Below are 25,029 nucleotides of genomic sequence, written 5' to 3' on the forward strand. Positions count from 1 at the left end.
AGAGCTTAATTATAGTTCCTTCGCTGTGCTCAGGATAGAAAACCATAAAACAGTTACCATCAGATAATCGAGCAGTTGAATACTAAATGAGTAAATCGATTCTTTTTAATGAAGTTTAGTCTACCAATCTATTGGTCTATAGTCTTTTAAGAACTTACCGCACCAATGTTTTCCAGTGTTGATTCCATCAAATAAAGGATCCATTACTCGGGCGGCTCCGTCTACAATATCCAGAGGTGGTTGGAAGTCATGTACTTCTTGTTTCATCTTAGAAAGCTCTGCAGGATCTTCATCAGTTACCCAACCCGTATCTACAGCATTCATATAAATTCCATCCTTGGCAAAGTCAGAAGCAGAAGTGTGCGTCATCATGTTCAAGGCAGCTTTGGCCATGTTCGTATGTGGATGTCGGTCTTCTTTGTGGAAACGGTGGAACTTGCCTTCCATGGCCGAAACGTTAATGATGTGCTTCATGCCCGTGTTTTCCTTTCGCATTAAATTTGAAAGTCGATTACACAGAACAAAGGGCGCTACAGCATTTACGAGCTGTACTTCTACCATTTCAGGCGTTTCAATTTGACCCAACTTTAAACGCCAACTGTTGGTCTTTCTTAAGTCAACTTGTTGTAAATCGGCATCTAATTGCCCTTCAGGGAATACTTCTTTAGTAGGAAGCGAATTATCGAAACTGTATGGGATCTGCGATAATTGCGCAGAAGCCCTGATTCCAATCCCCGGTTCTGGCGCATGCCAAGTGACCGAAAGGGCATTGTTCTTCTTGTCTGAAGCACCTGAAGAAAGCGTTCTCAATTCTTGTAAACAGTAATGGTGATCGGCCAAAAGGTCTTTCACATAAGGTGTTAATTTCTCAATTGGTTTTTCCTCGTTCTCCATCAAGTGATGGTAAAAACCAGAAGGTCTTCTCACAGTTTGTGCCGCGTTGTTAATGAGAATATCGAGTCGATCGTATTTCTGCTCTATGTAATTGCAGAAGATCTCCACACTCGGAATGTGCCTTAAATCTAAACCGTGAATCTTCAAACGATGTCCCCAGTCGGAATAATCTGCCTCTTTGGAAAAGCGAATGGCAGAATCCACAGGGAATCGGGTAGTGGCCACCACGGTAGCACCAGCCCTTAAGAGCATTAAGGTAATATGATAACCAATCTTAAGTCTGGAACCAGTAACCAAGGCTACTTGGCCGGTAAGGTCTGCGGTTTGAAATCTTTTGGCATAATTGAAGTCACCACAATCTTTGCACATGGCATCGTAGAAATGGTGCACTTTAGTGTAAACCGCCTTACACACGTAGCAGTTTCTTGGCGATTCTAGTTCTGGGGTATCCAGCATTTCTGGTTCAACCAAAGAAATGAGTTTTGGCGCTTCGAAAACAATTTGCTCTCTCGCACTTCTAATCCCAGTGGTTTTTCGAGCGTGTTTATCGCGCTCAATCATTTTACGTTTGGCGGCTTTTTTAGCGTCCTTTCTGCGTCTTGCAAATTCTTCTCGGTCGGGACGGGTCAATTTTCCAGCCGCCATAAATAAGGCGACTCGTTGTTCCTCAGGCATTTCAAAGAGTTGATTGGTATCGCCAATAAGGCGTTCCATTACTTCAATACAGCGTTGTATTTCTTCCTGACTTAGCTGTTTATCGGCCTCTTCTTTCATAAAACAAAGGATTGAAAATTATGGCTGCAAAGGTATACATTAAACCTGATTTCAACTTTATAAATGAAGTAACTCACCGAAGTGCTACGGATGAAATTCTAAAAAATTACGTCCTTGTGTAAGAAATCCATTGCCTGTTGGTACTAGTAATTTGAGAATAAGGCAAAATGACGGAAAACGAAATCAATCACATTTTTCAAACCTGGTTAAAGCAGCACAAAGCTTTACTATTTAAAATAGTGAGGTCCTATGCCTTTAACGAAGAAGACAGAGATGATCTTTTTCAAGAAATCGCGATTCAGGTTTGGAGGTCTGTGGCGAGTTTTAGGCAACAATCAGCGATAACCACTTGGCTCTATCGTGTTGCGCTAAATACGGCCATCAAATGGACTACTAAGGAGCGAAAGCACCAAGATAGACATGAGTCGATTGATGTTAGCCAGCACATCATTGAAAGTCATCAACCGCCAGACGATCGGCTGGCTTGGTTGTATGAGGAGATTGCCAAACTCAATGAGGTAGATCGTTCACTCACCCTCTTACTATTGGACGGGTTCAGCTATAAAGAGATGTCCAAGATTTTGGGAATTTCTGAAAGCAACGTAGGGGTGAAGATCAACCGAATCAAAAAACATTTAACAACGAAATCAGAAAAATCATGATCGCCATGGAATTTAAGGAAATGAAAAAAATATGGGATACGCAGAACGATGAGGCACTTTATGTCATTAATGAAGATGCACTGCACAGAAGAATTAAAGCGAAGAAAATGGGCACAAAAAGGAAGACCAGTTTCTCAGAAGTTTTACTTATTGCCTCTAACCTTTGTGCGGGAGGCGTGGTAATTATATCGCACTTACTGAAAAATAGTGGCAATGTAGCTGCGCTTACTATGGGAGCTATGATGATGATTGTTGGGGTATATATTTTGTTTTTACGTTCGCAAAGAATCAAAAGAGATCAACAAACGGATGTTTCTATTTTAGGAGATTTAGAGAATGCAATAGAGAACATCAATTATCGAATTAAGCTTTCTCAATCCATGATTTGGTTCTGCTTGATTGTGATTACACTCACTATGTATACTGTACTCAATAGCGATCAATCTGTGTTTAACATTGTCTTGATCTCCGCTTTCTTTATTGTAGGCTTTATTATGAGCCGTTGGGAACACAAGCGATTTAACCTTGGAAAAAAGAAGCAGCTGCTAGACCTAAAGGAAAAGTTGATCAATGAATTCGAAATGTAATTTCAATCTTCTATAAATAAAATGGCTTCTCTATGGAATAGGGAAGCCATTTTTTTGAGCATTGAGATAGATGAAGCTTGTAAAACCCTATGCTCAATTTACAAACTCATTTTTTCAATCTTTAAGTGGTTTTGTAGCGTTGGTTTTTTTGATAAAAATCACTGAATCAAAACCTTTCGTAAGTTGAATTTCATAGACATCCTGTTTCGTCTCTTCTCTGTATCCGATAAGTCTTGTTGAACCGATTATGCCATCGGTATTCAATTTCTTTTTGAATGTTGAAATATCAAGATAAAAAGCATTTCCATATGAGGCCAGTAAATTTTCCCAGAGTGAAACTTCGAGTGATTGGAGGTCAGACTGTTTAAGAATTTCTCGATAATTATGATCGCCATTGATGAGTCTTTCAGCAATAAATGAATATTGCCCTTCTAAAGTCGTAAGTGCAATTGAATGATAATCATCTCCAAATTCTTGCTTTAAATCTCTACCCATAATTCCGATCTCGTTGTCCACAATAATCTCATTTGAAATATGTGCATTATGAGCCCAGACAATTATTTTTTTATTCTTGTTTTTGGCTAAATAGGAGATTCTATCAGCCATTATTTCATCTCTGGTTTGAATTGGCTTTTTGTTTTTCATATTTACATAGTTGATGAAAGTACTCTTTCCATTGAAAAGAACCTCCTTTAAGGGATTGGTTAGAGTTTCGGTGGTTTCTAAATACTTTTCTATCGACATAATGTTATGGTAAATAGCAACGCTTGTTTTTAATTTAGCCGTAGTGCCTTTGGCAATATTTGACTTTAAGTCTGCAAGGAGCTTCTCCAATTTTTTATCATTAACTAGCCCTATATGATCAGTCAAAAGTTCATAGAAAACCCAAAACGAATCGTCAGAACCTTTAAACTCGATGTCATAATTGAATCGATTATCCTTATACCATTCAAGAAAGGATTTCATCTCTTGCGTCTGGTAAATTGAAAATAAATGCTCTTTCATTAAGCTGTCCAATGGGCTTTTTGATAATCCTTTATTCAAAATTTCGATATCATCGTATGGGCTTTCTAAAACCACGAGGTTAAACCCTTTCTCTTCAATCAGTCTTTTTGTGATAATCTCTCTGAGGCGATAAAATTCAGAAGTGCCGTGAGTACTTTCACCAATGGCAACTATTCTTTTGTCGGCCAAAGACTCTATTAATCCATTCAGGCTTAAGCTGAAAGTATCTTCCGTTGTTAAATCGATTGGCATTGATGCTTGATTTAATGCAGCATCGAGTATGTCTTTATTAAAATCTTTCAAAAACAGTTTTGGTGTTTCTTCCAGTGTTTCAACATTTTCCCCATCTATTGTAACTCTAAAATCATCGAACCAAGCAGTTCCAGTTCCACTTAATATACCTGCAACGTATATTGATTGAGCGGTAGAGTGTAATGGCAATTTTATAGCGTATTCCTTCCAATCTTTGGTTCCTTTAATCTTTAAGTTTTGCATGCTTTTATAATCTGATGAACCATTATTACTATTTATTCGCATGAAAAGACCGACATATCCCTTTACGTTTTCATGCTTTATGCGACCCGTAAGGGTAATTGTGTCACCAACATAATTTACAGGAACTCGATAAGTAACAGTTCCGAATTTTCCTTTTTGGTCTGAAACTACTTTGATAGCATATTTTTCATTCCCCAAGTTTTCTCTTGATACACTTTTGAAATCACCCCATTTGAACCAACCATTAGGTAGGGTTTGGTTTATAGAATCATATTCATCAAAATCTAAATTGTACTTGTCTTGATTTTGAGCATAAACGATGGAATGGAAAGAGAGAATTGTTACGCAGATTAGATGCAATTTCAGATGTTTCATAGGCTTTACGCTTGCTTGTTATGCTGGTTACTTTGCACTTCTTGTGCACTAAGTTTTACATAGGTACTTAAAAAGTATTATTCAATCTTTTATCTGTATTATAAAACATGTTAAATCGAATTATAACTGATAAACAAGTGTGTGATATGACGTGAGGGTGGACAGTAGGACTAAAGGAAAACCTGATCAATGAAAGATAATTTCAACTTTGTTAAATTTAAAATGGCTTCTCTGTTGAATAGGGAAGCCATTTTTATAACTAAGGAATATTCAGAAACTTCTCTTAAAAGGGGGTAGGTGATATCCGACCCCTTCAGGGTTTTTGAAGAAATTAGATTGTACTTGTCGAAGGGTTACACCCTTCGTTTAGTTATTACGTCCTTTCAGGGCTAATAGGTAGAGTGATTTTTATTTTAGCCTAAATATCGTTTCACCACAAAAAAGCCCCAACGGGGCGGAATATCATAGGAATGGGTGCAACCCATTCCATATGTTTAATATATAGTTAATAAGCCCCGAAGGGGCGTAATAACTTCTTGTATTAAGAAAGGATGATGAGTTAAACCAAATTATCCTTAAAGAACTTGATGGTTCTTGACCAGGCTAAAGTAGCAGCAGCTTCATCATAACGAGGAGTGGTGTTATTGTGGAAACCATGATTGACATCAGGGTAAATAAAAGCCTCATACTTCACATTGTTGGCTTTTAGTACTTCCTCGTAAGCAGGCCATCCCGCATTCACTCGGGTATCTAAACCGGCATATTGTAACATCAAAGGAGCTTTTACTTTGGCGGCATCTTCTGCCGAAGGCTGACCACCATAGAAAGGAACGGAAGCCGATAAGGTAGGTACTTTAACCGCCATCATATTGGCAATCCAACCACCAAAACAGAAACCAACCACGCCTATTTTACCATTACAATCGGGGTGATTGCGTAAATACTCATAAGCTGCAATGAAATCCTCTAACATCTCATTTCTATCGCGCTTGCTTTGCATGGCCCTGCCTTCATCATCATTGCCGGGGTAGCCACCCAGCGGAGTGAGGGCATCGGGTGCTAAAGTGATAAAACCATCCACTGCTGCTCTACGTCCTACATCTTCGATATAAGGGTTTAACCCACGGTTTTCATGCACCACAACTATCCCCGGTAGTTTACCGCTCGAATTGTTGGGTTTAGATAACAAACCTTTGATGGTGCCTCCACCTTTTGGCGATTCATAATTGATATAATCTGAACTAATTCTTTCATCGTCTGGGGCTACCACCATGGTGTCTTTATAATTGGGCATCATAAAGCTCATGAGGGAACCAACGGTTATTCCACCAACCGCATAAATAGAGAGTCTTTCCATAAAAGCCCTTCGGTCAATTTTACTATGGGCATAGTCATCGTACAAATCAAAAATTTCCGGATTGACTTCTTCTTTGGTTAGCTTTTTCATGTGAGTATAGATTTGGTGGGTTTAACTTATTGATTGACTGTTCAATATAGCTGAAAGTTTAAGGCGAGACAAGGGGTATTGTGTGGTGAAGAACATAAAACGTTCATCAAAAAGGCTTTAATCAACTCGAATTTAAACCCTATCTTCATTCCGAATAAAGACCTAAACGATGAAGAAACTAACAGCCATACTTTTCCTGACTTTCTTAAGCATTAACCTTTTTGCCCAAAAGGCTGAGGTTGAAAAGTCCTATACTAAAGAAATTAAGAACCTTACTTTAGAAAAGCAGCTTGAAAAGGCTTTCCAAGTGATAGATGAGCTTGAACCTCAATCTCAAAGTGATTTGGTACTGCTGACGGAAATTGAAGCACCTCCGTTTAAGGAAACCAAACGTGCCTTAAAGTATAAAGAAATGCTCGAAGAAGCGGGTGCTGATCGAGTATGGATTGACGAAGTGGGGAATGTATTGGCTTTAAAGAAGGGTACGAAAGGCGGTAGAACTGTTGCTTTAGATGCACATTTGGATACCGTTTTTCCTGAAGGCACCGATGTAAAAGTAAAGTACAAAGGCGATACCATGTACGCCCCTGGAATCGGAGACGATACCCGAGGTTTGGTGGTAGTACTAACGACCTTAAGGGCTTTGAATAAGGCCGAAATCCAAACTGAAGCCGACTTACTTTTTGTGGGCACTGTGGGCGAAGAAGGCTTGGGCGATTTAAGAGGTGTTCGTCATTTGTTTGAAAAAGGTGAAGTTAAAATTGACGCTTGGATTTCGATTGATGGAGGCTCTATCGGTCGTGTCAACAATCAAGCTTTAGGGTCTAAAAGGTACAAGGCCATTTTTAAAGGGCCGGGTGGACATTCTTGGGGTGCTTTTGGTTTGGGGAATCCTCATCATGCCATCGGAAAAGCGATTGATTATTTCACGCAAGATGCTTCTAAATTCACAGCAGAAGGGCCAAGAACTAGCTTTAATGTGGGCCGAATGGGCGGAGGAACTTCGGTGAATTCTATTCCTTTTGAATCATGGATGGAAGTAGATATGCGTTCAGTAAGTCCTGATCGTTTAAATCAAATTGACAAAATCTTTAAAGACGCCATGAACCGTGCGTTGGTAGATTACAATAATAGCGGTATCAAAGGTGAGAAGCTTACTTTAGAGCTTGAACAAATAGGAGATAGACCAAGTGGTGAACTGCCGACAAGCCTAGCTTTGGTGCAGCGTTCCATGGCAGCTACTGAGTATTTTGGTGAAGAACCTTCATTAACCAGAGGTTCTACTAACTCTAATATTCCTATATCTTTGGGCATTCCAGCAGTTACTTTGGGTCGTGGCGGTGTAGGATCAGATGGGCATTCATTGACAGAATGGTGGCTAAACAAAAATGGAGCTGATGCTATTAAATTAGCTTTATTGGTCACTGTAGCCGAAGCTGGTTTGGATAAAAATAGAAAGATTAGTAATAAGTGATTAGAAGTAGGGGTCAATTTCTGAATTTACTTAGATGATTGTTCCAATAATCTTGGATAAAACCCCATTTATTGTCCTTGTAGGTGTCAATGATTGAATAGGGGAGAGTCTCTATTTCCGTGGAACTATTGTCAGGTAGATATTTAACTATTCTGATTTGCCAATCTTTATCGTTCTCCGAGCAACCTTCTCCAATAATGGTGCTATTTTAACCGTTTTAAAATTCTCAATTTTGAAAAGATGGCTTAGCCAGTTCATATCGGCACAACCATTCTTAATATAGGAGTAAAAATAATCATGATCATTTTTAATTATTTGTGCGTCTGGAAAATCCCAAAAACCCGATACTCTAATGAACTCCATACGGGCGCTATCAAACAGGTATAACCAACTACGCCAAGTGTTATATGTCCAAGTTATTTTTAAGTCTATATATCCATCTTGATTAAAATCAACGAATTCTCTACCAACATTAGGCCCAGTGTAATCCATGGAGTCAAGGAAAATAAGACTTCCATTCTTAGAGAATTTCAGAAATGAGTGCGTAGGGCTATAGTGTTCTTCATTAAACTCAAGTCTGTTCCCTGAAACCATAAAAGTAGTGTCCCAAACAAAATCTTGCGCTAGCAAGGATATGGGAGAACATCCTAAAATTAATAGAATCGATATTTTATACTTGAGAAGTTTCATTTCAACCCACTAGCAGTGTGCGGATTGCTCAATAAAAGCTTAAAAACTTCCCAGCGCTTTTCTGGTTGGTCAGCCGTTCCGCCTTGTTTTTTAATATAACTCGCAATCAAGTCTCTTCCGAGGTTATAATTAATTACATAGCTTCTGTATTGGTCGAAAAAGCGGGTGCGTTGCAAAGCACGGTCAGCTTCGTAGAGTAAGTATTTCTCAAGCCATTTTGCGGCTTCTTCTCTACTGATTTCTTTGTTCAAGTACTTTCTGGCCGCTTCGTTTCCTGCATAGTCCAGTTTAGAACGTAACTCTTGAATTTCGTAATACTGTTCTGCCATGTTGGGGTCAATTCCCGCCAAAGGAAAAAGCACTTCCTTTTCGAACTTGATTCTTTCTGCACCCGGAAAAGCCACGTTAATACCGTAGTTGGCACTTCCTTCCGCAATAAGCGACTGAGGAGAAAAAAGCGGGTACACCGAAAATTCTTTCCAGCCTTTTCCATTCACTAAGTTTTGCTCTAGCAAAGCGTTAAAAACATGATGCCCAGGGTAACCTTCATGGCAAGCCAAATCGATCGCCCTTTCAATATAAATAGGGAAATCGGTGTTCAACTGAATTAAACTTTGGCTGTTGCCCTGATAGTAATTGTAACCCGACCAAGATTTATCGTTCACATATTCTAAAGCAAAGTTTTCGTTTTCGGGTAGGTTGAAATGCAAATCGGTGCGCTTTCGGGCTTCGGTAATGGCGGCCCTGAACACAGCGTCTAATTTATCTTTAGGGATCACAAACTGACTCGCATAAGCTGCGTATCGTTCTGAAATAGAGCCTTCTCCGCTAAGCGCATGATCAAGATCGCTTAATAAACTATCGAAGTATGCTAAATCATAATGAGGCGGTTCGGCATCGTATAATAGTTTTGCTTCTTCATCGAAAGTGAACGATTTTCCAGCCATCATTTCGACTTTGGTTTTCACAGCCGTCAACTGCTTTTTCATCATATTCAACCGCGACTGCTCAAGCTCGGTAAAACCCTCACTGTTTACCAATGCTAGCTGATTAAGTAGGGTAGAAGCCCTTTCTATAAAGTCTTGCGAAGGAAGTGTCTCAAGTTTTTCACCCGTTGGTTTCCATTCTTCAGGGCCATAATATGCATCCACAAAGTCTGAATCGTATTGGCCAATTTCCAATACTAACTTGACATAGGCTTCAGAAATTGAATTCATTTCTACGGTAGATTCAGTGGATTTTCCGCAAGAAAGGCAGAAGAAAATGAATAGGGTAAATAATAAGGCTGGCTTTTTCATGGCTTCAAATATTATGACGAAACTCAAATGTAAGTGATTTGTAAATTGGTTTAAAATGGGTATTAAAAAAACGCCTTATGCTGAAAATTCAACATAAGGTGTTTCTTAAAATTTGAAGTGTGCTAAACTTTGAAGGTTTTCCACTTCCCTTTTTTGAACCAATACCACGACACCGCAGCAATCAAGGTTTCGGAAAGCGTAATGGCCAAATAAACGCCCAAAGGCCCCCAGCCTAGAATGAGTGCAGCGACATAAGCTACTGGAATTTGGAACAACCAGAAGCAGAAGAAGTTAATTACCGTTGGCACTTTGGTATTTCCTGCCCCATTAAAAGATTGCGTGAGCACCATGCCATAAGCATAGAAAACATAGCCAGCCGCAATCACCTGTAAACTCAAGGCTCCAGCTTCTATTACGGCAATATCACCTTTAAACCAACCCACAATGGTTTTGGCGAACAGTAGGTAGATCACAGAAATACTCACCATAAAAATGGCATTGTATTTAGCCGTTGTCCATACCGATTTTTCGGCCCTGTCGGGTTGGCCTGCGCCTAAGTTTTGCCCAACCAGCGTAGCAGCAGCATTACTCATTCCCCAAGCGGGCATCATGGTAAACATCATTACACGGATGGAAATGCCGTAACCTGCCAATACATCGCTACCAAATTCAGAAATAATTCTGGTGAGAATTACCCAAGAGGAAGTTCCTATAATGAACTGACCAATGCCGCCCAAAGAAACCTTGATCAAGCCCCACATGATTTTGCCTCGGAATACTAAATCTTTAAGACCGACTTTAATGCGACTGCCGCCCATAAAGAGCACTACAAGTTGGCCGATTACCGCCACTCCACGACCAATATTGGTAGCAATGGCAGCACCTTCCACGCCATAAGCTGGAATAGGGCCAAAACCAAAAATGAACATTGGGTCAAGGATAATGTTGATCCCGTTGGAAAGTACCAAGGTCCACATGGCGATAGAGGCATTGCCCGCGCCACGGAAAACTGCATTGATTAAGAATAGGAGTACTACCGTAATATTTCCCCCAATCATAATTTGGGTATAACGATAGCCTTCTTCGATTAAATCGGGTTCTCCGCCCATTAAACCAAGAATCTCTTTGGGATAAATAATACCGAAAACGCCAATTACTGTAGCGATAATTGTACCTAGAAATATGGCTTGAACTGCTGTTTTAGAAGCGCCTTCCATGTCCTTCTCGCCAGTTCTACGCGCTACAACAGCGGTGGCGGCCATACTCAAGCCAATCGCTAAGGCATATACCAAGGTGATTACGGATTCTGTGAGTACCACTGTGGCAATGGCGTTGGTGCTTACCTGCGACACAAAAATCATGTCGACCAAAGCGAAAGTAGATTCCATCAGCATTTCCAAAATCATAGGAATGGAAAGCATAAAGATGGCTTTGCGAATGCTACCAGTAGTGAAGTCTTCTTCCTTACCAGTAATTGCTATTTTAAAATAGTGTATAAACTTCTTAATAGAAGATTTTGAAAAACCTGTCATTGTTGTCTTGAAAAAAGTAATGTAAAAATATGAGTAATAGGGGGACGAGCGATTTTACTTGCTCGCTTCTGCGACCAGTGCACTGACGGCTACTATGGTAAACACAATTCTCATAACTTCATGATGGCGTAAAAGTGTGAGTTTTTTTTCTTTTTACAAAATCCCGATGTAGTCTTTAATTAATTTTTTTAGACCCATCAATTCTGAAGTGTTGGAACTTCCCCAAAGGGGAGGGCTTTGCTTCATTATTTTAAAGATTCTTGATTCTGTAATAATTAGCTGATTATGAATTAAGCGTATTTTTCAAGTAAGATTTCTTTGAGCGATACCATTCCAATAGTTGCTTTTTCTTGAATAAAATGGTGGTTTGATCTACGGCTAATTTCTGGTTGATGTGGGTCTACAATAAAGATAGGCACGTGATTACCTACATAATGCACTAAACTGGCAGCAGGATAGACCACAAGTGAAGTTCCCACAATCACAAGAATATCGGCTTGTTGGGTAAGATCCGCTGCGATATCCATCATGGGAACAGCTTCACCGAACCATACAATATTGGGACGCAATTGATGTCCTTTTTCGCAAAGGTCTCCGAGTTTAAGTTCCCAATGGTCCATCTCATAAACCAATGATTCATCTACCACGCTACGACTCTGAAAAAGCTGACCGTGCAAGTGAATCACTTGACTTGAGCCTGCCTGTTCATGAAAATTATCCACGTTTTGGGTGATGATGCTCACCTCGAAATAAGCTTCTAATTCTTTTAGAATTTCATGTGCTTTGTTTGGTTTGGCTTCTAAAGCTTGCTTTCTACGCTGATTGTAAAACTCCAACACTAATTCCGTGTTCCTGCGCCAACCTTCGGGAGTGGCTACCTCGGTTACGGAGTGACCTTCCCAAAGTCCGTCTGCATCGCGAAAGGTTTTCAAACCACTTTCGGCACTTATGCCTGCCCCGGAGAGTATAACTAGCTTTTTCATCAAATATTCAGATCTTTTCTGTTTTCTTCCAATACCTTAATAATGAACTCTATGTGTTCGGTCAGATCAACACCCAAGAGTTCCACGCCTTTTTCGATTTCATCACGCTCTACTTTGGCCGCAAAGCTTTTCTGCTTGAGCTTTTTCTTTACCGATTTGGCCGTTAAACCCTCAATACTTTCTGGTCGAACTTGGCAACAGGCAATGGTAAAACCTGTTAACTCATCGCAGGCTAGTAAGGCTTTGTCCAGTTTGGTTTCATATTCTACACCCCATTTGGTGTAGTGGGCAGAAATGGCATGAGCGATTTTCTCTTCACCTATTTCTCTAAGCATATTTACAATTCGATTGGGGTGTTCTTCGGGATAAGCCTCATAATCGGCATCATGGAGCATGCCTGTTATAGCCCATTCCTCAGAATCTTCTCCAAAATGCTTTCCGTAAGCTTCCATTACCAATTCTACACTTCGGGCATGACGCAAAAGGCTGTCGCCTTTGGTCATTGATTCTAGAATGTTTCGTGCTTCGTCTCTCGTCATAGGGTCAAAATACGAGCAAAAGCCTGATTTTAAAAATAGTAGGGAAATAGTTTAGCTTCTTAGATATGCTGGATTATTGAACTGTAATACAGTTTTATTTTAAGTTGTGTAATGTGCGGAATGACTTTACAACTAGACCTCCTCTTCATTAATAACCAGAAATGTATTTATATGAAGTAAAGAAATTACCCAAGTTAAACGAGCTTAAAAATAGATAACCATATGAGTACTAAAACCCATAAGAAATAGACAATACTTATTCCTTTTGCAATTTTATACGATGGTCTTTCTTCTCTGTTTTTACCTCGCTTAATAATAGTCAAGGCAGATTTCTTACTACCAAAAAAGTAAAAGCTAAAAATTGAAAAGACTAAGTAAAAGCAACTATATATCCATTTGTTTTTATCTGGAGCATAAAACAAGAATACAAGGAAGTTAATAAGCGCAAACAAAATACATGTTTCAAAAGATCGAAAATATATATCATAGGCAAAAGACCAAATAGAGAAGCGATCAATAGTTTTCTGGAAATTTCTCAGCAATATGTGAGAAGTAGTAAATAGGTCTTTAACAAAAATCCAGAGTAATTTCATTTGGTTCAAGCAAAAACAAAAATAGCACAATCAGTTGATTGTGCTATTAGTGGGCCCACCTGGGCTCGAACCAGGGACTTTCTGATTATGAGTCAGATACTCTAACCAGCTGAGTTATAGGCCCAAGATCTTATTTAAAGCGGCTGGTTTTATATTGAAGCTATTCTGAAAAACGAACAAGCTACATTGTGCTTTAAACCCTTTGATTTTGGGAGTGCAATGTTACATATTTGCGATTAATTAAACAACAAAACATGACGCCAGATTTAAGCAATATTAACGCAATTATTTTCGATCTAGGTGGGGTAATCATTAATTTAGATGAAGCAGCTACTATTAAAGCCTTTGCCAAAATTTCTGGCATGCCTGAAAATGAAGTACTTGAGCTATCAAAATCAGCTGAGTTTTTTAAACTTTATGAAACTGGTCATATTGATGACCCCACTTTTAGGGCGCATCTAAGAGAATCATTAAATGTGTTTTCTGAAGATAATGTTTTGGATGGTGCTTGGAATGCTATGCTTGGACAGATTCCTTTACACAGGCTTCAGAAACTGGAAGAACTTTCAAAAACTTATAAGCTTTTTGTAATGAGCAATACAAATGAAATTCATGCAAGATTCTTCCTTAAGCTTGTAGATTTAATTTCACCTCATAAACCTTTCCATAGGTACTTCACACAAGTTTACTTTTCTCAAGAAGTGGGAGAAAGAAAGCCTAATTTAGGTGCTTGGCAACCCATATTAAATGACCATCAGTTGGATGCTTCACGTACTTTATTCATTGATGATAAACTCGAAAATATTCAGGCTGCCATGGGTATGGGCATGAATGGTTTTCATAACATTACTCCAGATGATTGGGTGAATGTGATTAAGTAGGTGTGTCTTTAGTTGACATTTGCATAAAATTAACCAACCCATTTTATAGAGTTACTAACTCTTTAAAACTGAAAACCCATAATTATATAGTATTGATAATCATATCAAAGCCCGATTTGTAATACCTGCTAAGTTTCAAGTAAACAAAATTTCTAATCAACAAATGAGCAGACCTGAATAATCAACTGCAAAGGAATATTTGATCAACTACCGCTCAGAACAGTCGCCTTGCTCCAAAGCTTCGGAGGTCTTTTTCAGAAACACAAGAAACTAAGCTACATGCTTACTTTTGGTGTCATACGGAGTAAAGAAAGCGGACTGAGTCCTTTATTAATGGTTGGTCACAAGTTCGGAGAACCCGCGACATAGGAATCGATACCTGACTAACCGCGAAGTGACCGTTATTCCATCCCTTCAGGGCTCAAATAGTGTTTGTGGTAGCGTTTTTCCGAAGGGTTTCAACCTTCGTTTTGATATTTGGCCCTTTCAGGGCAGTGAAACCCATGTTGCAAAGGATGATGGGTTGATTGAGCAGCTAAAGTAAAGCCCCAACTGGGGAAAATAACATAGGAATGGGTGCAATCCATTACTAATTTCAGTAAAAAGTTATTTTAGCCCTGTAAGGGCGTAATACCTTTTTTCGGACAGATCATAAGCGGCCTTGCTTGCTCTGAGGCTCAGGAGATTTTATCGATGAAAATAAATCGAACAGCGTACTTGATTAATAGTTAGTCACAGGTTCTCCGAACCTGTGACAGTGGGGGTGAATGTGTTTGATGGTTGGTTTTAGCCACTCCAGTTAAGAAAAGTATGTTATAGGCTCAAAGTAATATACTATTGCTCATCAGTGAAGGGCACTAATAACAAGAGAAGAAATTTAATTTTGTTCTGGAATATACTCCCATATATCATCAAATCTATTTCCTGGGCCTCCGAGAGTACTATTACCTCCAAGTCCTATAAATATTCTATTATCTAAGACTTCGGAAATCATATTGATACGTCCTTTCCCTGGGTATTCGGTGTTCAATTTAGTCCATTGATCATCTGACTGACTATATTCCCATAAATCTGTAAGATAATCACTGTTGCTCCTCTGTTGATTAACCCCACTTCCTAAGTATCCTTTATTCATATAAGAAAAAGCATATGCACTATATCTTGGCTCTCCAGGGAAATTATCTTTCTGAGTCCATGTATCTGTTATTGGATCATACTCCCAAAAATCATTACAAGTCCCACTAGACCAACCAAACCCAACATACCCTTTACCGTTTAATGAGAAAGAAATTCCCCTACTGAAACAACTTCCAGGATAATCTGTCTTTTTTGCCCAACTATCTGTTAATGTATTATATTCCCATAAATCATTATCTCCACTGGAAGATCCACCAGTAATATAGGCTTTGTCTCCAATAACAAAACTTGTAGCGAATGCTCTTGGAGTTCCAGGGAAACTTGACATTTCCTGCCAACTATTACTTGCTGGGTCGTATCTCCATAAATCATTATAATATTGAAATGAGCACAAGCCTGACCCAACGCATTGATATCCTAAACCGACATAGCCATAATCCCCAACACTGAATCCTATTCCTTCTGCTCTTGGGTTTGAAGGCAAACTTGAAATTAACCCCCAAGAACCTATTTTGCTATTATACTTATAAAAGGAATTTACAAAGCTATCATGCAAACCCGTTCCAATGAATAATTCATCGTCAACAACAAAGCTAACTGCTCTGGAAAGATGTCCGCCTGGATAATTTGTTTGATCTATCCATACATTTGATTCTGAAGTACTAAACATCAATTCGTTTCCGTACTTGGTTTTATCAACGTCAAATTGTGTAAAAGAACGAACAAAATAAGATGTGTTTGACTCTAAGTTATTAACCTCACTTTGGAAAACACCTATATTATTAATTGAACCAAGTTGAATTTTGATATCATTTAAAGTTGGCTCAGATTTTTTTGATAAAACGAAACCATGATCAATTATATCAAAGTCGCCCAATTTTAATATCTCACCTTTAACTATAGCAGAACTTGAAGAGATTCCCTCTACCTCCTTCGTTAAAACTTCAGGAGATTCTAAAATCGTTTCACTTTTATCACAAGAAAAGATGAAGAAGAATAAAAATACTAAACAATAGTGTTTTACTTTCATAGTATAGTTTTAGCTGCGTGTAAATTATGAAATATAGATAAATTTTATTTAAAAGCAGGAATCCCCGTAATCTCAGCACCGAGAATTAGCAAGTGAATATCATGTGTTCCTTCGTAGGTTACTACAGATTCTAAGTTGGCCATATGGCGCATCATTGGGTATTCGCCTGTAATGCCCATGCCACCATGCATTTGTCTTGCTTCGCGAGCAATGTTCAAGGCGGTTTCTACTGCATTACGCTTCGCCATAGAAATTTGCGGGGTAGTCGCTTTTCCTTCGTTAAAAAGTTGGCCTAAACGGAAGTTTAGCAATTGTGCCTTAGTGATTTCGGTCAGCATTTCAGCTAATTTCTTTTGTTGCAATTGAAAAGAACCAATAGGCTTGTCGAACTGAATACGCTCTGCGCAATACCTTCTGGCAGACTCATAACAGTCCATTGCGGCACCAATAGCGCCCCAAGCAATGCCATAACGGGCTGAATCCAGACACATCATTGGCGCACCCAAACCACTTTTGTTAGGCAATAGATTTTCCTTCGGCACTTTCACATTGTCGAATACCAATTCACCTGTAGCACTGGCACGTAAAGACCATTTTCCGTGTGTTTCTGGTGTAGAAAACCCTTCCATTCCGCGCTCGACAATAAGTCCATGGATTCTTCCTGTTTCATCTTTTGCCCAAACCACGGCCACATCGGCATGCGGAGCATTTGATATCCACATTTTAGCACCATTCAAAAGGTAATGATCGCCCATGTCTTTAAAATTGGTGGTCATACCCGAAGGGTTAGAACCATGATCTGGTTCTGTTAAACCAAAGCAACCCAACCATTCGCCCGAAGCAAGTTTCGGTAAGTACTTTTTGCGTTGCTCTTCGTTTCCAAATTTGTAGATAGGGTACATAACCAAAGAACCTTGCACTGAAGCCGTAGAGCGCATTCCTGAGTCACCACGCTCAATTTCTTGCATAATCAAACCGTAGGAAATATAGTCCATACCACCGCAACCATATTCGGTTGGTAATTGAGGCCCAAAAGCTCCGATATCTCCAAATTTCTTCACCATTTCAAGCGGAAAATGAGCGTTTTGCGCCCAGCTTTCGATGTAAGGAGAAATCTCTTGCTTTACGAAATCACGTACCGCACCGCGTACCATGATATGCTCTTCTGTAAGCATCGAATCCATTCCGTAGAAATCAGGGTGATCAAAAGTATCTTGCTTAGATGATTTCTGGATTTTTGCGTGGCTATCGGTATTCATATGTTCTTTGGTTTCTAAATATTATCTTTCAAATTTGCACGTATTTCAGCACAATGCAAACGTATGAACAACAAGGAAATCGACCAAGGGATATTAGATAGAATTAAAAAACTTGAAGCCAAGTTCGAAGCAATGGGACAAGATATGGCTTCTTACCTTGATGGTTTACTGCATGCAGATTACCTCAAATATTGGGAATACATTAATTTAGAGTCACTTTTGGCGCTTCAGCATCCAAAAACACATTTTCCTGACGAAATGATTTTTATCGTCTATCATCAATCTACAGAGCTGTATTTTAAGTTGATTCTATGGGAAATGAAACAACTGCAATCTGCTGAACATCCAAATACTGAGTTTTTCACTACCAGAGTAAAGCGAATCAATAACTACTTCGAACACCTTTGTCATTCCTTTTCTATCATGATTCAAGGCATGGAGAAGGAGCAGTTTTTACAATTCAGAATGTCGCTTTTACCAGCTTCTGGCTTTCAATCAGCACAATATCGAATGATTGAAATAGCCTCTACCGACATGATTAATCTGGTGAACTATAAAAAGAGAGATGGTTTCGATCCTTATGCTTCAATAGAAGAATTGTATGACTCAATTTATTGGAAAACAGGGGCTACAGAACTAAAAACAGGAAAGAAAACATTGACTCTGGATCAATTCGAAACCAAGTATTCCAAAGAGTTTATGAATCAGGCTGAAGAGGTAAAGTCTACCAACTTGAATCAGATTTATACAAGGTACTATAAAGGGCAGGAAGGAACAGAAGAACTTATAAATGAATTAAAGCGCTATGATATGCTGGCCAATGTGGATTGGCCGTTGGTACATTATAAATCAGCCGTTCGTTATTTGCAGCGCGCACCAGAAGATATTAAGGCAACAGGAGGGACGAACTGGCAAAAATACCTTCCTCCAAGATTTCAAAAGGTTATTTTCTTTCCCGAGTTATGGACCGAAGAAGAACAACACGAATGGGGAAGGCATTGGGTAGATCAGAATGTTCTTAACTAATTCAGCTTTTCTAAATAAAGACTTTAGATCTCCAGAGGAATCTGGAGGTTTTTTTTGTTTTGATAGCAAAAATCAATTGAAGTAAAACTGCCAGTTTCTTTTCCTGAGTGAAGCGAAGGATCTATACCCATTCACTTAAGCTATTTTTTAGTTCCTTCGTTGTACTCAGGATGAAAAGCGGTGTGCTTACAATTAGTTTAGGATGATAAAGCCAATTGTCCAACTCAAACTATAAAGAACTTTGTAAGTATACTTTATATATGGAGAGCCCTTCAATGCAAACTTGTATTGATATAGCTTCTATCTATACCTTCATAAAAACTATAAATAAAAATTATCGAAAGGGTTTTCTTAAATTGTATTCGTTAACAATAAAACCTATCGAAAATGGAAAACAACGAACATTCAAAAGCAAAAGTTTACGATATGAATAGTGAAGGAAAATGCCCCTTTCATGGGGGTGCAATAAAACAAAGCGCTGGTGGTGGAACCTCAAACCGCGATTGGTGGCCAAACCAGTTAAACCTCAACATTCTTCGTCAACATTCTTCCCTTTCAAATCCCTTGGGTGAAGACTTTAATTATGCTGAAGAATTTAAAAAACTCGATTTAGCTGCCATTAAAAAGGATTTATATGACTTGATGACGGATTCCCAAGATTGGTGGCCTGCTGATTATGGTCATTATGGTCCGTTATTTATTAGAATGGCTTGGCATAGTGCAGGAACTTATCGTATTCAAGATGGCCGTGGGGGAGCGAGTTCAGGTTCTCAACGTTTTGCTCCACTCAACAGCTGGCCAGATAACGGAAACTTAGATAAAGCTCGTTTGCTGCTTTGGCCAATCAAACAAAAATATGGAAACAAAATCTCTTGGGCCGATTTAATGGTGCTGGCAGGTAATTGTTCGCTAGAGTCAATGGGTTTTGAAACTTTTGGTTTTGCCGGAGGGCGTGAAGATGTTTGGGAGCCAGAACAAGATGTTTATTGGGGCGCTGAAACCGAATGGTTAGGCGATAAACGATATACAGGAGATCGGGAGTTAGAAAACCCACTTGGTGCGGTTCAAATGGGGCTTATTTATGTAAACCCTGAAGGCCCTAACGGTAACCCTGATCCGTTGAAATCGGCCATTGACATTCGCGAAACTTTTGGTCGTATGGCGATGAACGATGAAGAAACTGTAGCCTTAATTGCTGGTGGGCATACCTTTGGTAAAGCGCATGGTGCTGCTGATCCAGGTGAATATGTGGGAAGAGAACCAGCTGCTGCGGGCATTGAAGAAATGAGTTTAGGCTGGAAGAATAGCTTTGGAACGGGACACGGAGATCATACCATTACAAGTGGAATTGAAGGTGCATGGACACCAAACCCAACCCGATGGGACAATGAGTATTTTGACGTGCTGTTGGGTTATGATTGGGAATTGACCAAAAGCCCAGCTGGAGCACATCAATGGACACCAACGGCTGCTTCGAATGCACTTAGGGCACCTGCTGCAGGAAATCCTTCAAACACGCAAGCATTAATGATGACTACTGCGGATATGGCTTTAAAAATGGATCCAGTTTATGCTCCAATTTCTAAGCGCTATCATGAAAACCAAGCTGAATTTGCCGATGCTTTTGCTCGTGCATGGTATAAACTAACACACAGAGATATGGGGCCAATTTCGCGCTATTTAGGTTCGGAAGTACCCAAAGAAGAGCTGATTTGGCAAGATCCAATTCCAGCAGTTACCCATGAGCTAATTAACGATAATGATGTTTCGGATTTGAAGAAGGAAATTCTGAATTCAGGTTTATCAGTATCAGAGTTGGTTTCCACTGCTTGGGCTTCAGCCTCAACTTTCCGTGGTTCAGATATGCGTGGTGGTGCAAATGGTGCGCGAATTCGTCTTGCTCCACAAAAGGATTGGGAGGTGAATAATCCTACACAATTGGCTAAGGTGCTGAAGACCCTTGGAGGAATTCAAAAAGCCTATGCTAAACCAGTTTCTATGGCCGATTTAATCGTTTTGGCTGGATGTACTGGTGTAGAAAAGGCTGCTAATAATGCAGGTCATAATGTTACAGTACCATTTATAGCCGGTAGGGCAGATGCTTCACTCGAACAAACCGATGTAGAATCGTTTGGTGCGCTTGAGCCAGGAGCCGATGGTTTCCGAAATTACTTCAAACCAAGACATAAAGTTACGGCAGAAGAAATGCTTGTAGATAAAGCTCAATTATTAACGCTAACAACTACCGAAATGACAGCTTTGGTAGGGGGGATGCGTGTATTGAATACCAACTACGACCAGTCTAAGCATGGTGTGTTTACCAACCGTCCTGAGACATTGACAAACGATTTCTTTGTGAACCTACTTGACTTAAGTACCACATGGAGCGCAACTTCCGATGCGCAAAATGTATTTGAGGGGAGAAACCGTAAAACAGGTGAAGTAAAATGGACAGGCACCCGTGCCGATCTTATTTTTGGTTCTAACTCAGAATTAAGGGCTTTGGCGGAAGTTTATGGTGCTTCAGATTCAGAAGAAAAGTTTGTGAAGGACTTTATAGCGGCTTGGAACAAAGTAATGAACCTCGATCGTTTCGATTTAGCTTGATTTTAGAAATAGAATATCTAATGTAAATACTGAAAGGTGGTTCGTAAGAGCCACCTTTTTTGATTAAAATTAGTCGCTATTCTGAAATTTCGGGCCAAGGAAAATTAGATTGAAATGAAAGGTTCAGAGTGTCTTATTAAAGCAGAGATGATTTTTTTAGATGAAACGCCTAAGCCACTCTTAATATCTTTTCCATTTTACGGCCTTTCGCCAATTCATCTACTAGCTTATCTAAATACCTTACTTGTTGTGTTAGTCGGTTTTCAATTTCTTCAATCCTATACCCACAGATTACACCAGTAATAAGAGGGGCATTGGGGTTTAATGAGGCATTTTGAAAGAATTCTTGGAAAGTTACTTTGTCGTCAATAAGCTGATGTAGCTTCTTTTCATCATAACCAGTTAACCACTGAATTACTTCATGCAGTTCTTCTATGGTTCTGCCTTTCTTTTCAACTTTTACAACATAGTGTGGGTATACCGAAGAAAAAGTCATTTTTGCGATACGCTCATCGTGATGGCTAGTGTCGTTCATGTTATGAGGTTTTATGTTGATTTCTCAAATTACAACAACCGTTCTAATTTGCCTTTCCTTTTCACTATGTTTTTATAGTCCCATTGAATTTCTTTCGACTTTTTTAGCCAGCGCTTGAGGTCATTTATATTGACTTCTTCAATTTTAGTGTAGAAAACAGAAGCATCTTTAAACTTTGCGCCAATTACATTTAGCTTTTCGTCTTCAAAACTAGCTCCACTCCAAAACATTAACCGTAAACCCGTTTTTTGTTTGCTATAGCCAACAATGGGGTTGCCATTTAAAAACCAGACAGGATGGGCATGCCAGATTTTACTTTCAGCCTCAACTAATTCACTGCTAATGGTTGTTGCAAGAATCTCACAAATCTTCTGATCAACTGTTGTTTGTTTATTATTATAAGCTTGAATTTCTAGGGCTATCATTGTTTAAATATCTTTCTTTAATAATGTTTAAATGATGAACTTCATGACCAATGATTGATTTTAAGAAATCTTCAAGTGTGATTTCATCTTGGCCAGCGAAGCCTTTAATATTTAATTGACTTTCAGAAAGTGTGTTAAGAAAACTGACAGATGCCTGTCTTACATAATTATAATCTGCAACCAGTTGTTCTTTTGTTAATTCATCAAAACGACTATTGTCTACAAAGAAATTCTCATCATAGCCCCATAATTGAATTTGTGCGTTTCTACTTAACGAGAAAGCTCGAAACATTTTTATTCTTTCATGATCAGTTATATGACCAATGATTTGCTTAATACTCCATTTGATTGGTGCATATCGATAAGAAGCTTTTTCTTCATCTATTGAGTTTAAAAATGTAAAGGTGGCTGATGACGAAAAAAGTGAAATACAGTCTATACTCTTAACTAGACTATAATAATAAGGGAAGCCATCTTGGGGTGTGTATGCAGAATTAGTCATTTCGACACTTTTTATTAACATCTAAACATATTACTTAAAGGTTTATAGAAAGTTGCTTGAAAGTTCTGAAATAACCTAAAAGGAAACTGTTTTAGTAATGGTTGAAATCTTTGATAAAAAAATCAGCAGGGTTGGGGCTTTATAGCCAACACCCTTATTTTTCCTCCCTTGCATATTCTAAAATATCTGCTGGCTGGCAATTCAATACATCACAGATTACCTCTAATGTACTGAAACGAATGGCTTTAGCTTTTCCTGTTTTAAGAATAGAAAGGTTAGATAAGGTCAAGCCTACTTTTTCGGAAAGCTCATTGAGCGACATTTTTCGCTTTGCCATCATAACATCTAAGTTTACTATTATAGGCATGGGCTATACAACAGACTAATATTAAAGAGTGTTGATTCGTTTAAAGATGAAGCTATTCAAGTAGAACTGTTTATTTCCTTAATGAAGGAAAGGTCTAAAAACCTCTATGTTTAACATGTGAGGAGTTATTTTATTTCAAATTACACAGACCAAGGAAGACAATCTGTGCTATCCTTCAACCAATATAAATCTGCGATCGCACACTAATTTCACTGTAATTAATCGTAACAAAACTCTTATCCCCCCTGTTTCCTTCGTATTATTGCACCCAAATTCGAAAAAATGGCGGTTGTACCTTACAAAGAGAACCAAGCAGGTAAAAAAGAACAGGTGGCTGAAATGTTCAATAACATTAGCCACAAGTACGATTTCTTGAATCATTTTTTAAGCCTAGGCATAGATATTCTTTGGCGTAAAAAGGCTATTCGAATGCTGAAATCTCATCAGCCAAAGCAGATTTTGGATATTGCCACAGGAACAGGAGATTTTGCCATTGAAGCTTTAGCCCTTAATCCAGACAGGGTAGTAGGGGTCGATATTTCTGCGGGAATGCTGGAAATCGGTAAGCAGAAAATGAAGAAAAAGGGGCTCGATCATATCATTGATATGCAGATGGGCGATTCTGAGAAGTTACTCTTCGAAGACAATACCTTTGATGCCGTGATCGTTTCATTTGGCGTAAGGAATTTCGAGAACTTAAAGAAAGGTTTGAGCGATATGCACCGCGTATTGAAGCCAGGAGGGAAGGTAGTCATTGTAGAGTTTTCGCAGCCACGAACTTTCCCCATGAAGCAGCTCTATAATTTTTATTTTAAGTCGATTTTGCCTGTCATTGGAAAAATGGTGTCTAAAGATCAATCGGCTTATACGTATTTGCCAGAATCGGTAGCTGCTTTTCCCGATGGTGAAAGATTTTTGAATATTTTAGGGGAAGTAGGATTTAACAAAACTGAATGCAAGCCACTAACTTTTGGTATAAGCTCAATATACATCGGTCAAAAATAGTTTTCTGTTTAGCATTATTTATTTGCAATGTGGCCTTGGGGCAAAAAGCACCCGTAAAGCTTAATCGCATTGGTAGTGACGCTAAAAAAGTAAACTATGGCTTCTTTTTGGGCTATCATCAAAACTACTACGGAATAAAATACTCTGATGCCTTCGAAGGCCCCGATTACGATAATGTAACTTCAATTGTGGCCAAGAACAACTCAGGATTCAATCTTGGCTTTATGCTGAACCTCAGGTTAGACGATCAATTGACCCTGAGGCTTGTACCAGTAAAAATTGGTCTGTATCAACAAATGGTGCAATACAATATGACGGATGGTACGGTAGATGAGCAGTTGATTGAAAGCACTCGAATAGAACCTGGTATCTTCGTTAAATACCGTTCTATCAGACGGGATAACCTTAGAATGTATGTGATTGCAGGTGTAAGTGCCTCTATGCGTTCAGGCAAAGCGGAAGATTTAGGCGGTGTGGATAAACTTGAAATAAGGAAAGGAAACCTGAAAGCTGAAATCGGTTTTGGCTTCGAAAACTACTTTGAGTTCTTCAAACTTGAACCCGAAATCAGATACTCAAGAGGCCTTACGAATGTGCTGAATCCTTCGAACAACTTCTACTCCAACGGTATAGGGCAAATTACCACGCACAACTTCTCTATTTATTTCCATTTTACGGATTAGAGTATCGTCCTGAAATAGTTTGACCACACTCCCTTAACCCCTCTTAATAGAGGGGAATAGATCGCCATTAATATTCAACTTCACAGACCTAACTCAAGTAAAGAACGGATAACCGTTATTAATGCACCATCCCCCTTTTTTTGAAAAGGGGGTCAGGGGGATTAGAATTTGACTCGTCCTAAAAAAAGTTTACAGGTTTAACATTTAGTACTGTAATAGATTTA

General features: G+C 39.0%; 22 protein-coding genes and 1 tRNA gene. 8 read left to right on the top strand and 15 right to left on the bottom strand.

From position 1 onward, the window contains the following. Window positions 1-120 precede the first annotated feature (120 nt). Window positions 121-1,668: an SDR family oxidoreductase gene (locus AAC026_RS14190; protein WP_339699238.1), complete on the bottom strand. Its 1,548-nt coding sequence runs from the start codon at window positions 1,666-1,668 to the stop codon at window positions 121-123. A 167-nt stretch (window positions 1,669-1,835) separates the two neighbouring features. Here AAC026_RS14190 and AAC026_RS14195 point away from each other — a divergent pair, with 167 nt between their 5' ends. Both AAC026_RS14195 and AAC026_RS14200 read left to right on the top strand, forming a co-directional pair. After that, window positions 1,836-2,330: a sigma-70 family RNA polymerase sigma factor gene (locus AAC026_RS14195; RefSeq protein WP_339699241.1), complete on the top strand. Its 495-nt coding sequence runs from the start codon at window positions 1,836-1,838 to the stop codon at window positions 2,328-2,330. A 5-nt stretch (window positions 2,331-2,335) separates the two neighbouring features. After that, window positions 2,336-2,917, top strand: a complete 582-nt coding sequence (locus AAC026_RS14200; RefSeq protein ID WP_339699244.1) for a hypothetical protein — start codon at window positions 2,336-2,338, stop codon at window positions 2,915-2,917. Window positions 2,918-3,031: 114 nt separating this feature from the next. Here the strand turns inward: AAC026_RS14200 and AAC026_RS14205 are convergent, their stop codons facing one another. Both AAC026_RS14205 and AAC026_RS14210 read right to left on the bottom strand, forming a co-directional pair. After that, complete coding sequence (locus AAC026_RS14205) at window positions 3,032-4,792, bottom strand: erythromycin esterase family protein (RefSeq protein ID WP_339699247.1); 1,761 nt, start codon at window positions 4,790-4,792, stop codon at window positions 3,032-3,034. A 559-nt stretch (window positions 4,793-5,351) separates the two neighbouring features. Further along, complete coding sequence (locus AAC026_RS14210) at window positions 5,352-6,239, bottom strand: dienelactone hydrolase family protein (RefSeq protein WP_339699250.1); 888 nt, start codon at window positions 6,237-6,239, stop codon at window positions 5,352-5,354. A 169-nt stretch (window positions 6,240-6,408) separates the two neighbouring features. On the opposite strand from AAC026_RS14210, the gene AAC026_RS14215 reads away from it, so the two are divergent. Continuing rightward, on the top strand, window positions 6,409-7,713 hold the full coding sequence (locus AAC026_RS14215) for a M20/M25/M40 family metallo-hydrolase (protein ID WP_339699253.1): 1,305 nt from the start codon (window positions 6,409-6,411) through the stop codon (window positions 7,711-7,713). Window positions 7,714-7,860: 147 nt separating this feature from the next. Here the strand turns inward: AAC026_RS14215 and AAC026_RS14220 are convergent, their stop codons facing one another. The 6 genes from AAC026_RS14220 to AAC026_RS14245 form a co-directional block, all read right to left on the bottom strand. Next, window positions 7,861-8,403: a hypothetical protein gene (locus tag AAC026_RS14220; RefSeq protein WP_339699256.1), complete on the bottom strand. Its 543-nt coding sequence runs from the start codon at window positions 8,401-8,403 to the stop codon at window positions 7,861-7,863. Further along, entirely contained in the window at window positions 8,400-9,701 is a 1,302-nt protein-coding gene (locus AAC026_RS14225) for a hypothetical protein (protein WP_339699258.1), read from the bottom strand. Before AAC026_RS14225 ends, AAC026_RS14220 begins: the two co-directional genes overlap by 4 nt. Before the next feature lie 122 nt (window positions 9,702-9,823). Continuing rightward, on the bottom strand, window positions 9,824-11,233 hold the full coding sequence (locus AAC026_RS14230; RefSeq protein ID WP_339699261.1) for an MATE family efflux transporter: 1,410 nt from the start codon (window positions 11,231-11,233) through the stop codon (window positions 9,824-9,826). A gap of 290 nt (window positions 11,234-11,523) precedes the next feature. Next, window positions 11,524-12,216, bottom strand: coding sequence for an NAD-dependent deacylase (locus AAC026_RS14235; protein ID WP_339699264.1), 693 nt, complete (start codon window positions 12,214-12,216; stop codon window positions 11,524-11,526). Continuing rightward, complete coding sequence (locus AAC026_RS14240; protein ID WP_339699266.1) at window positions 12,216-12,755, bottom strand: HD domain-containing protein; 540 nt, start codon at window positions 12,753-12,755, stop codon at window positions 12,216-12,218. The genes AAC026_RS14235 and AAC026_RS14240 overlap by 1 nt, the downstream gene beginning before the upstream one ends. A 643-nt stretch (window positions 12,756-13,398) precedes the next feature. Beyond that, window positions 13,399-13,472 (bottom strand) — tRNA-Ile (locus tag AAC026_RS14245). A gap of 130 nt (window positions 13,473-13,602) precedes the next feature. Here AAC026_RS14245 and AAC026_RS14250 point away from each other — a divergent pair. After that, entirely contained in the window at window positions 13,603-14,229 is a 627-nt protein-coding gene (locus AAC026_RS14250) for an HAD family phosphatase (protein WP_339699268.1), read from the top strand. Between the two features lie 877 nt (window positions 14,230-15,106). On the opposite strand, the gene AAC026_RS14255 is transcribed toward AAC026_RS14250, so the two are convergent. Next, entirely contained in the window at window positions 15,107-16,396 is a 1,290-nt protein-coding gene (locus tag AAC026_RS14255) for a kelch repeat-containing protein (protein WP_339699270.1), read from the bottom strand. A 44-nt stretch (window positions 16,397-16,440) separates the two neighbouring features. After that, window positions 16,441-17,655 carry an acyl-CoA dehydrogenase family protein gene (locus AAC026_RS14260; protein ID WP_339699273.1) on the bottom strand — a complete coding sequence of 405 codons (1,215 nt, stop codon included), beginning with the start codon at window positions 17,653-17,655 and terminating at the stop codon, window positions 16,441-16,443. Window positions 17,656-17,718: 63 nt separating this feature from the next. Here AAC026_RS14260 and AAC026_RS14265 point away from each other — a divergent pair, with 63 nt between their 5' ends. Both AAC026_RS14265 and katG read left to right on the top strand, forming a co-directional pair. Next, window positions 17,719-18,681 (top strand): tryptophan 2,3-dioxygenase family protein, encoded by a 963-nt coding sequence (locus tag AAC026_RS14265; RefSeq protein ID WP_339699276.1) that lies wholly within the window; start codon window positions 17,719-17,721, stop codon window positions 18,679-18,681. A gap of 387 nt (window positions 18,682-19,068) precedes the next feature. After that, entirely contained in the window at window positions 19,069-21,288 is a 2,220-nt protein-coding gene (katG, locus tag AAC026_RS14270; protein ID WP_339699279.1) for a catalase/peroxidase HPI, read from the top strand. Window positions 21,289-21,457: 169 nt separating this feature from the next. On the opposite strand, the gene AAC026_RS14275 is transcribed toward katG, so the two are convergent. From AAC026_RS14275 to AAC026_RS14290, 4 genes are all read right to left on the bottom strand, one after another. Then, entirely contained in the window at window positions 21,458-21,823 is a 366-nt protein-coding gene (locus AAC026_RS14275) for a DUF2200 domain-containing protein (protein WP_339607608.1), read from the bottom strand. Window positions 21,824-21,852: 29 nt separating this feature from the next. Then, window positions 21,853-22,248: a DUF1801 domain-containing protein gene (locus AAC026_RS14280; RefSeq protein WP_339699282.1), complete on the bottom strand. Its 396-nt coding sequence runs from the start codon at window positions 22,246-22,248 to the stop codon at window positions 21,853-21,855. Continuing rightward, window positions 22,220-22,750 (bottom strand): DinB family protein, encoded by a 531-nt coding sequence (locus tag AAC026_RS14285; RefSeq protein ID WP_339699284.1) that lies wholly within the window; start codon window positions 22,748-22,750, stop codon window positions 22,220-22,222. Before AAC026_RS14285 ends, AAC026_RS14280 begins: the two co-directional genes overlap by 29 nt. A 154-nt stretch (window positions 22,751-22,904) precedes the next feature. Beyond that, window positions 22,905-23,117, bottom strand: a complete 213-nt coding sequence (locus tag AAC026_RS14290; RefSeq protein ID WP_339699286.1) for a helix-turn-helix transcriptional regulator — start codon at window positions 23,115-23,117, stop codon at window positions 22,905-22,907. A 282-nt stretch (window positions 23,118-23,399) separates the two neighbouring features. Between AAC026_RS14290 and ubiE the strand changes: the two genes are divergently transcribed. Continuing rightward, entirely contained in the window at window positions 23,400-24,122 is a 723-nt protein-coding gene (gene ubiE, locus AAC026_RS14295) for a bifunctional demethylmenaquinone methyltransferase/2-methoxy-6-polyprenyl-1,4-benzoquinol methylase UbiE (protein ID WP_339607604.1), read from the top strand. Beyond that, window positions 24,071-24,805, top strand: coding sequence for an outer membrane beta-barrel protein (locus AAC026_RS14300; RefSeq protein ID WP_339607603.1), 735 nt, complete (start codon window positions 24,071-24,073; stop codon window positions 24,803-24,805). Before ubiE ends, AAC026_RS14300 begins: the two co-directional genes overlap by 52 nt. Window positions 24,806-25,029: the final 224 nt, after the last annotated feature.

The organism is uncultured Roseivirga sp. (genome assembly GCF_963973945.1).
GTDB lineage: Bacteria > Bacteroidota > Bacteroidia > Cytophagales > Cyclobacteriaceae > Roseivirga.

What these genes read in the sequence shown, in the direction of transcription:
- AAC026_RS14250 (WP_339699268.1), top strand. Translation starts at nt 13,603, where the DNA reads ATGACGCCAGATTTAAGCAATATTAACGCAATTATTTTCGATCTAGGT.
- ubiE (WP_339607604.1), top strand. Translation starts at nt 23,400, where the DNA reads ATGGCGGTTGTACCTTACAAAGAGAACCAAGCAGGTAAAAAAGAACAG.
- AAC026_RS14255 (WP_339699270.1), bottom strand. Translation starts at nt 16,396, where the DNA reads ATGAAAGTAAAACACTATTGTTTAGTATTTTTATTCTTCTTCATCTTT.
- AAC026_RS14205 (WP_339699247.1), bottom strand. Translation starts at nt 4,792, where the DNA reads ATGAAACATCTGAAATTGCATCTAATCTGCGTAACAATTCTCTCTTTC.
- AAC026_RS14275 (WP_339607608.1), bottom strand. Translation starts at nt 21,823, where the DNA reads ATGAACGACACTAGCCATCACGATGAGCGTATCGCAAAAATGACTTTT.
- AAC026_RS14235 (WP_339699264.1), bottom strand. Translation starts at nt 12,216, where the DNA reads ATGAAAAAGCTAGTTATACTCTCCGGGGCAGGCATAAGTGCCGAAAGT.
- AAC026_RS14290 (WP_339699286.1), bottom strand. Translation starts at nt 23,117, where the DNA reads ATGCCTATAATAGTAAACTTAGATGTTATGATGGCAAAGCGAAAAATG.
- AAC026_RS14200 (WP_339699244.1), top strand. Translation starts at nt 2,336, where the DNA reads ATGGAATTTAAGGAAATGAAAAAAATATGGGATACGCAGAACGATGAG.
- AAC026_RS14265 (WP_339699276.1), top strand. Translation starts at nt 17,719, where the DNA reads ATGAACAACAAGGAAATCGACCAAGGGATATTAGATAGAATTAAAAAA.
- AAC026_RS14195 (WP_339699241.1), top strand. Translation starts at nt 1,836, where the DNA reads ATGACGGAAAACGAAATCAATCACATTTTTCAAACCTGGTTAAAGCAG.
- AAC026_RS14225 (WP_339699258.1), bottom strand. Translation starts at nt 9,701, where the DNA reads ATGAAAAAGCCAGCCTTATTATTTACCCTATTCATTTTCTTCTGCCTT.
- AAC026_RS14300 (WP_339607603.1), top strand. Translation starts at nt 24,071, where the DNA reads ATGCAAGCCACTAACTTTTGGTATAAGCTCAATATACATCGGTCAAAA.
- AAC026_RS14210 (WP_339699250.1), bottom strand. Translation starts at nt 6,239, where the DNA reads ATGAAAAAGCTAACCAAAGAAGAAGTCAATCCGGAAATTTTTGATTTG.
- AAC026_RS14285 (WP_339699284.1), bottom strand. Translation starts at nt 22,750, where the DNA reads ATGACTAATTCTGCATACACACCCCAAGATGGCTTCCCTTATTATTAT.
- AAC026_RS14215 (WP_339699253.1), top strand. Translation starts at nt 6,409, where the DNA reads ATGAAGAAACTAACAGCCATACTTTTCCTGACTTTCTTAAGCATTAAC.
- AAC026_RS14220 (WP_339699256.1), bottom strand. Translation starts at nt 8,403, where the DNA reads ATGAAACTTCTCAAGTATAAAATATCGATTCTATTAATTTTAGGATGT.
- AAC026_RS14260 (WP_339699273.1), bottom strand. Translation starts at nt 17,655, where the DNA reads ATGAATACCGATAGCCACGCAAAAATCCAGAAATCATCTAAGCAAGAT.
- katG (WP_339699279.1), top strand. Translation starts at nt 19,069, where the DNA reads ATGGAAAACAACGAACATTCAAAAGCAAAAGTTTACGATATGAATAGT.
- AAC026_RS14280 (WP_339699282.1), bottom strand. Translation starts at nt 22,248, where the DNA reads ATGATAGCCCTAGAAATTCAAGCTTATAATAATAAACAAACAACAGTT.
- AAC026_RS14240 (WP_339699266.1), bottom strand. Translation starts at nt 12,755, where the DNA reads ATGACGAGAGACGAAGCACGAAACATTCTAGAATCAATGACCAAAGGC.
- AAC026_RS14190 (WP_339699238.1), bottom strand. Translation starts at nt 1,668, where the DNA reads ATGAAAGAAGAGGCCGATAAACAGCTAAGTCAGGAAGAAATACAACGC.
- AAC026_RS14230 (WP_339699261.1), bottom strand. Translation starts at nt 11,233, where the DNA reads ATGACAGGTTTTTCAAAATCTTCTATTAAGAAGTTTATACACTATTTT.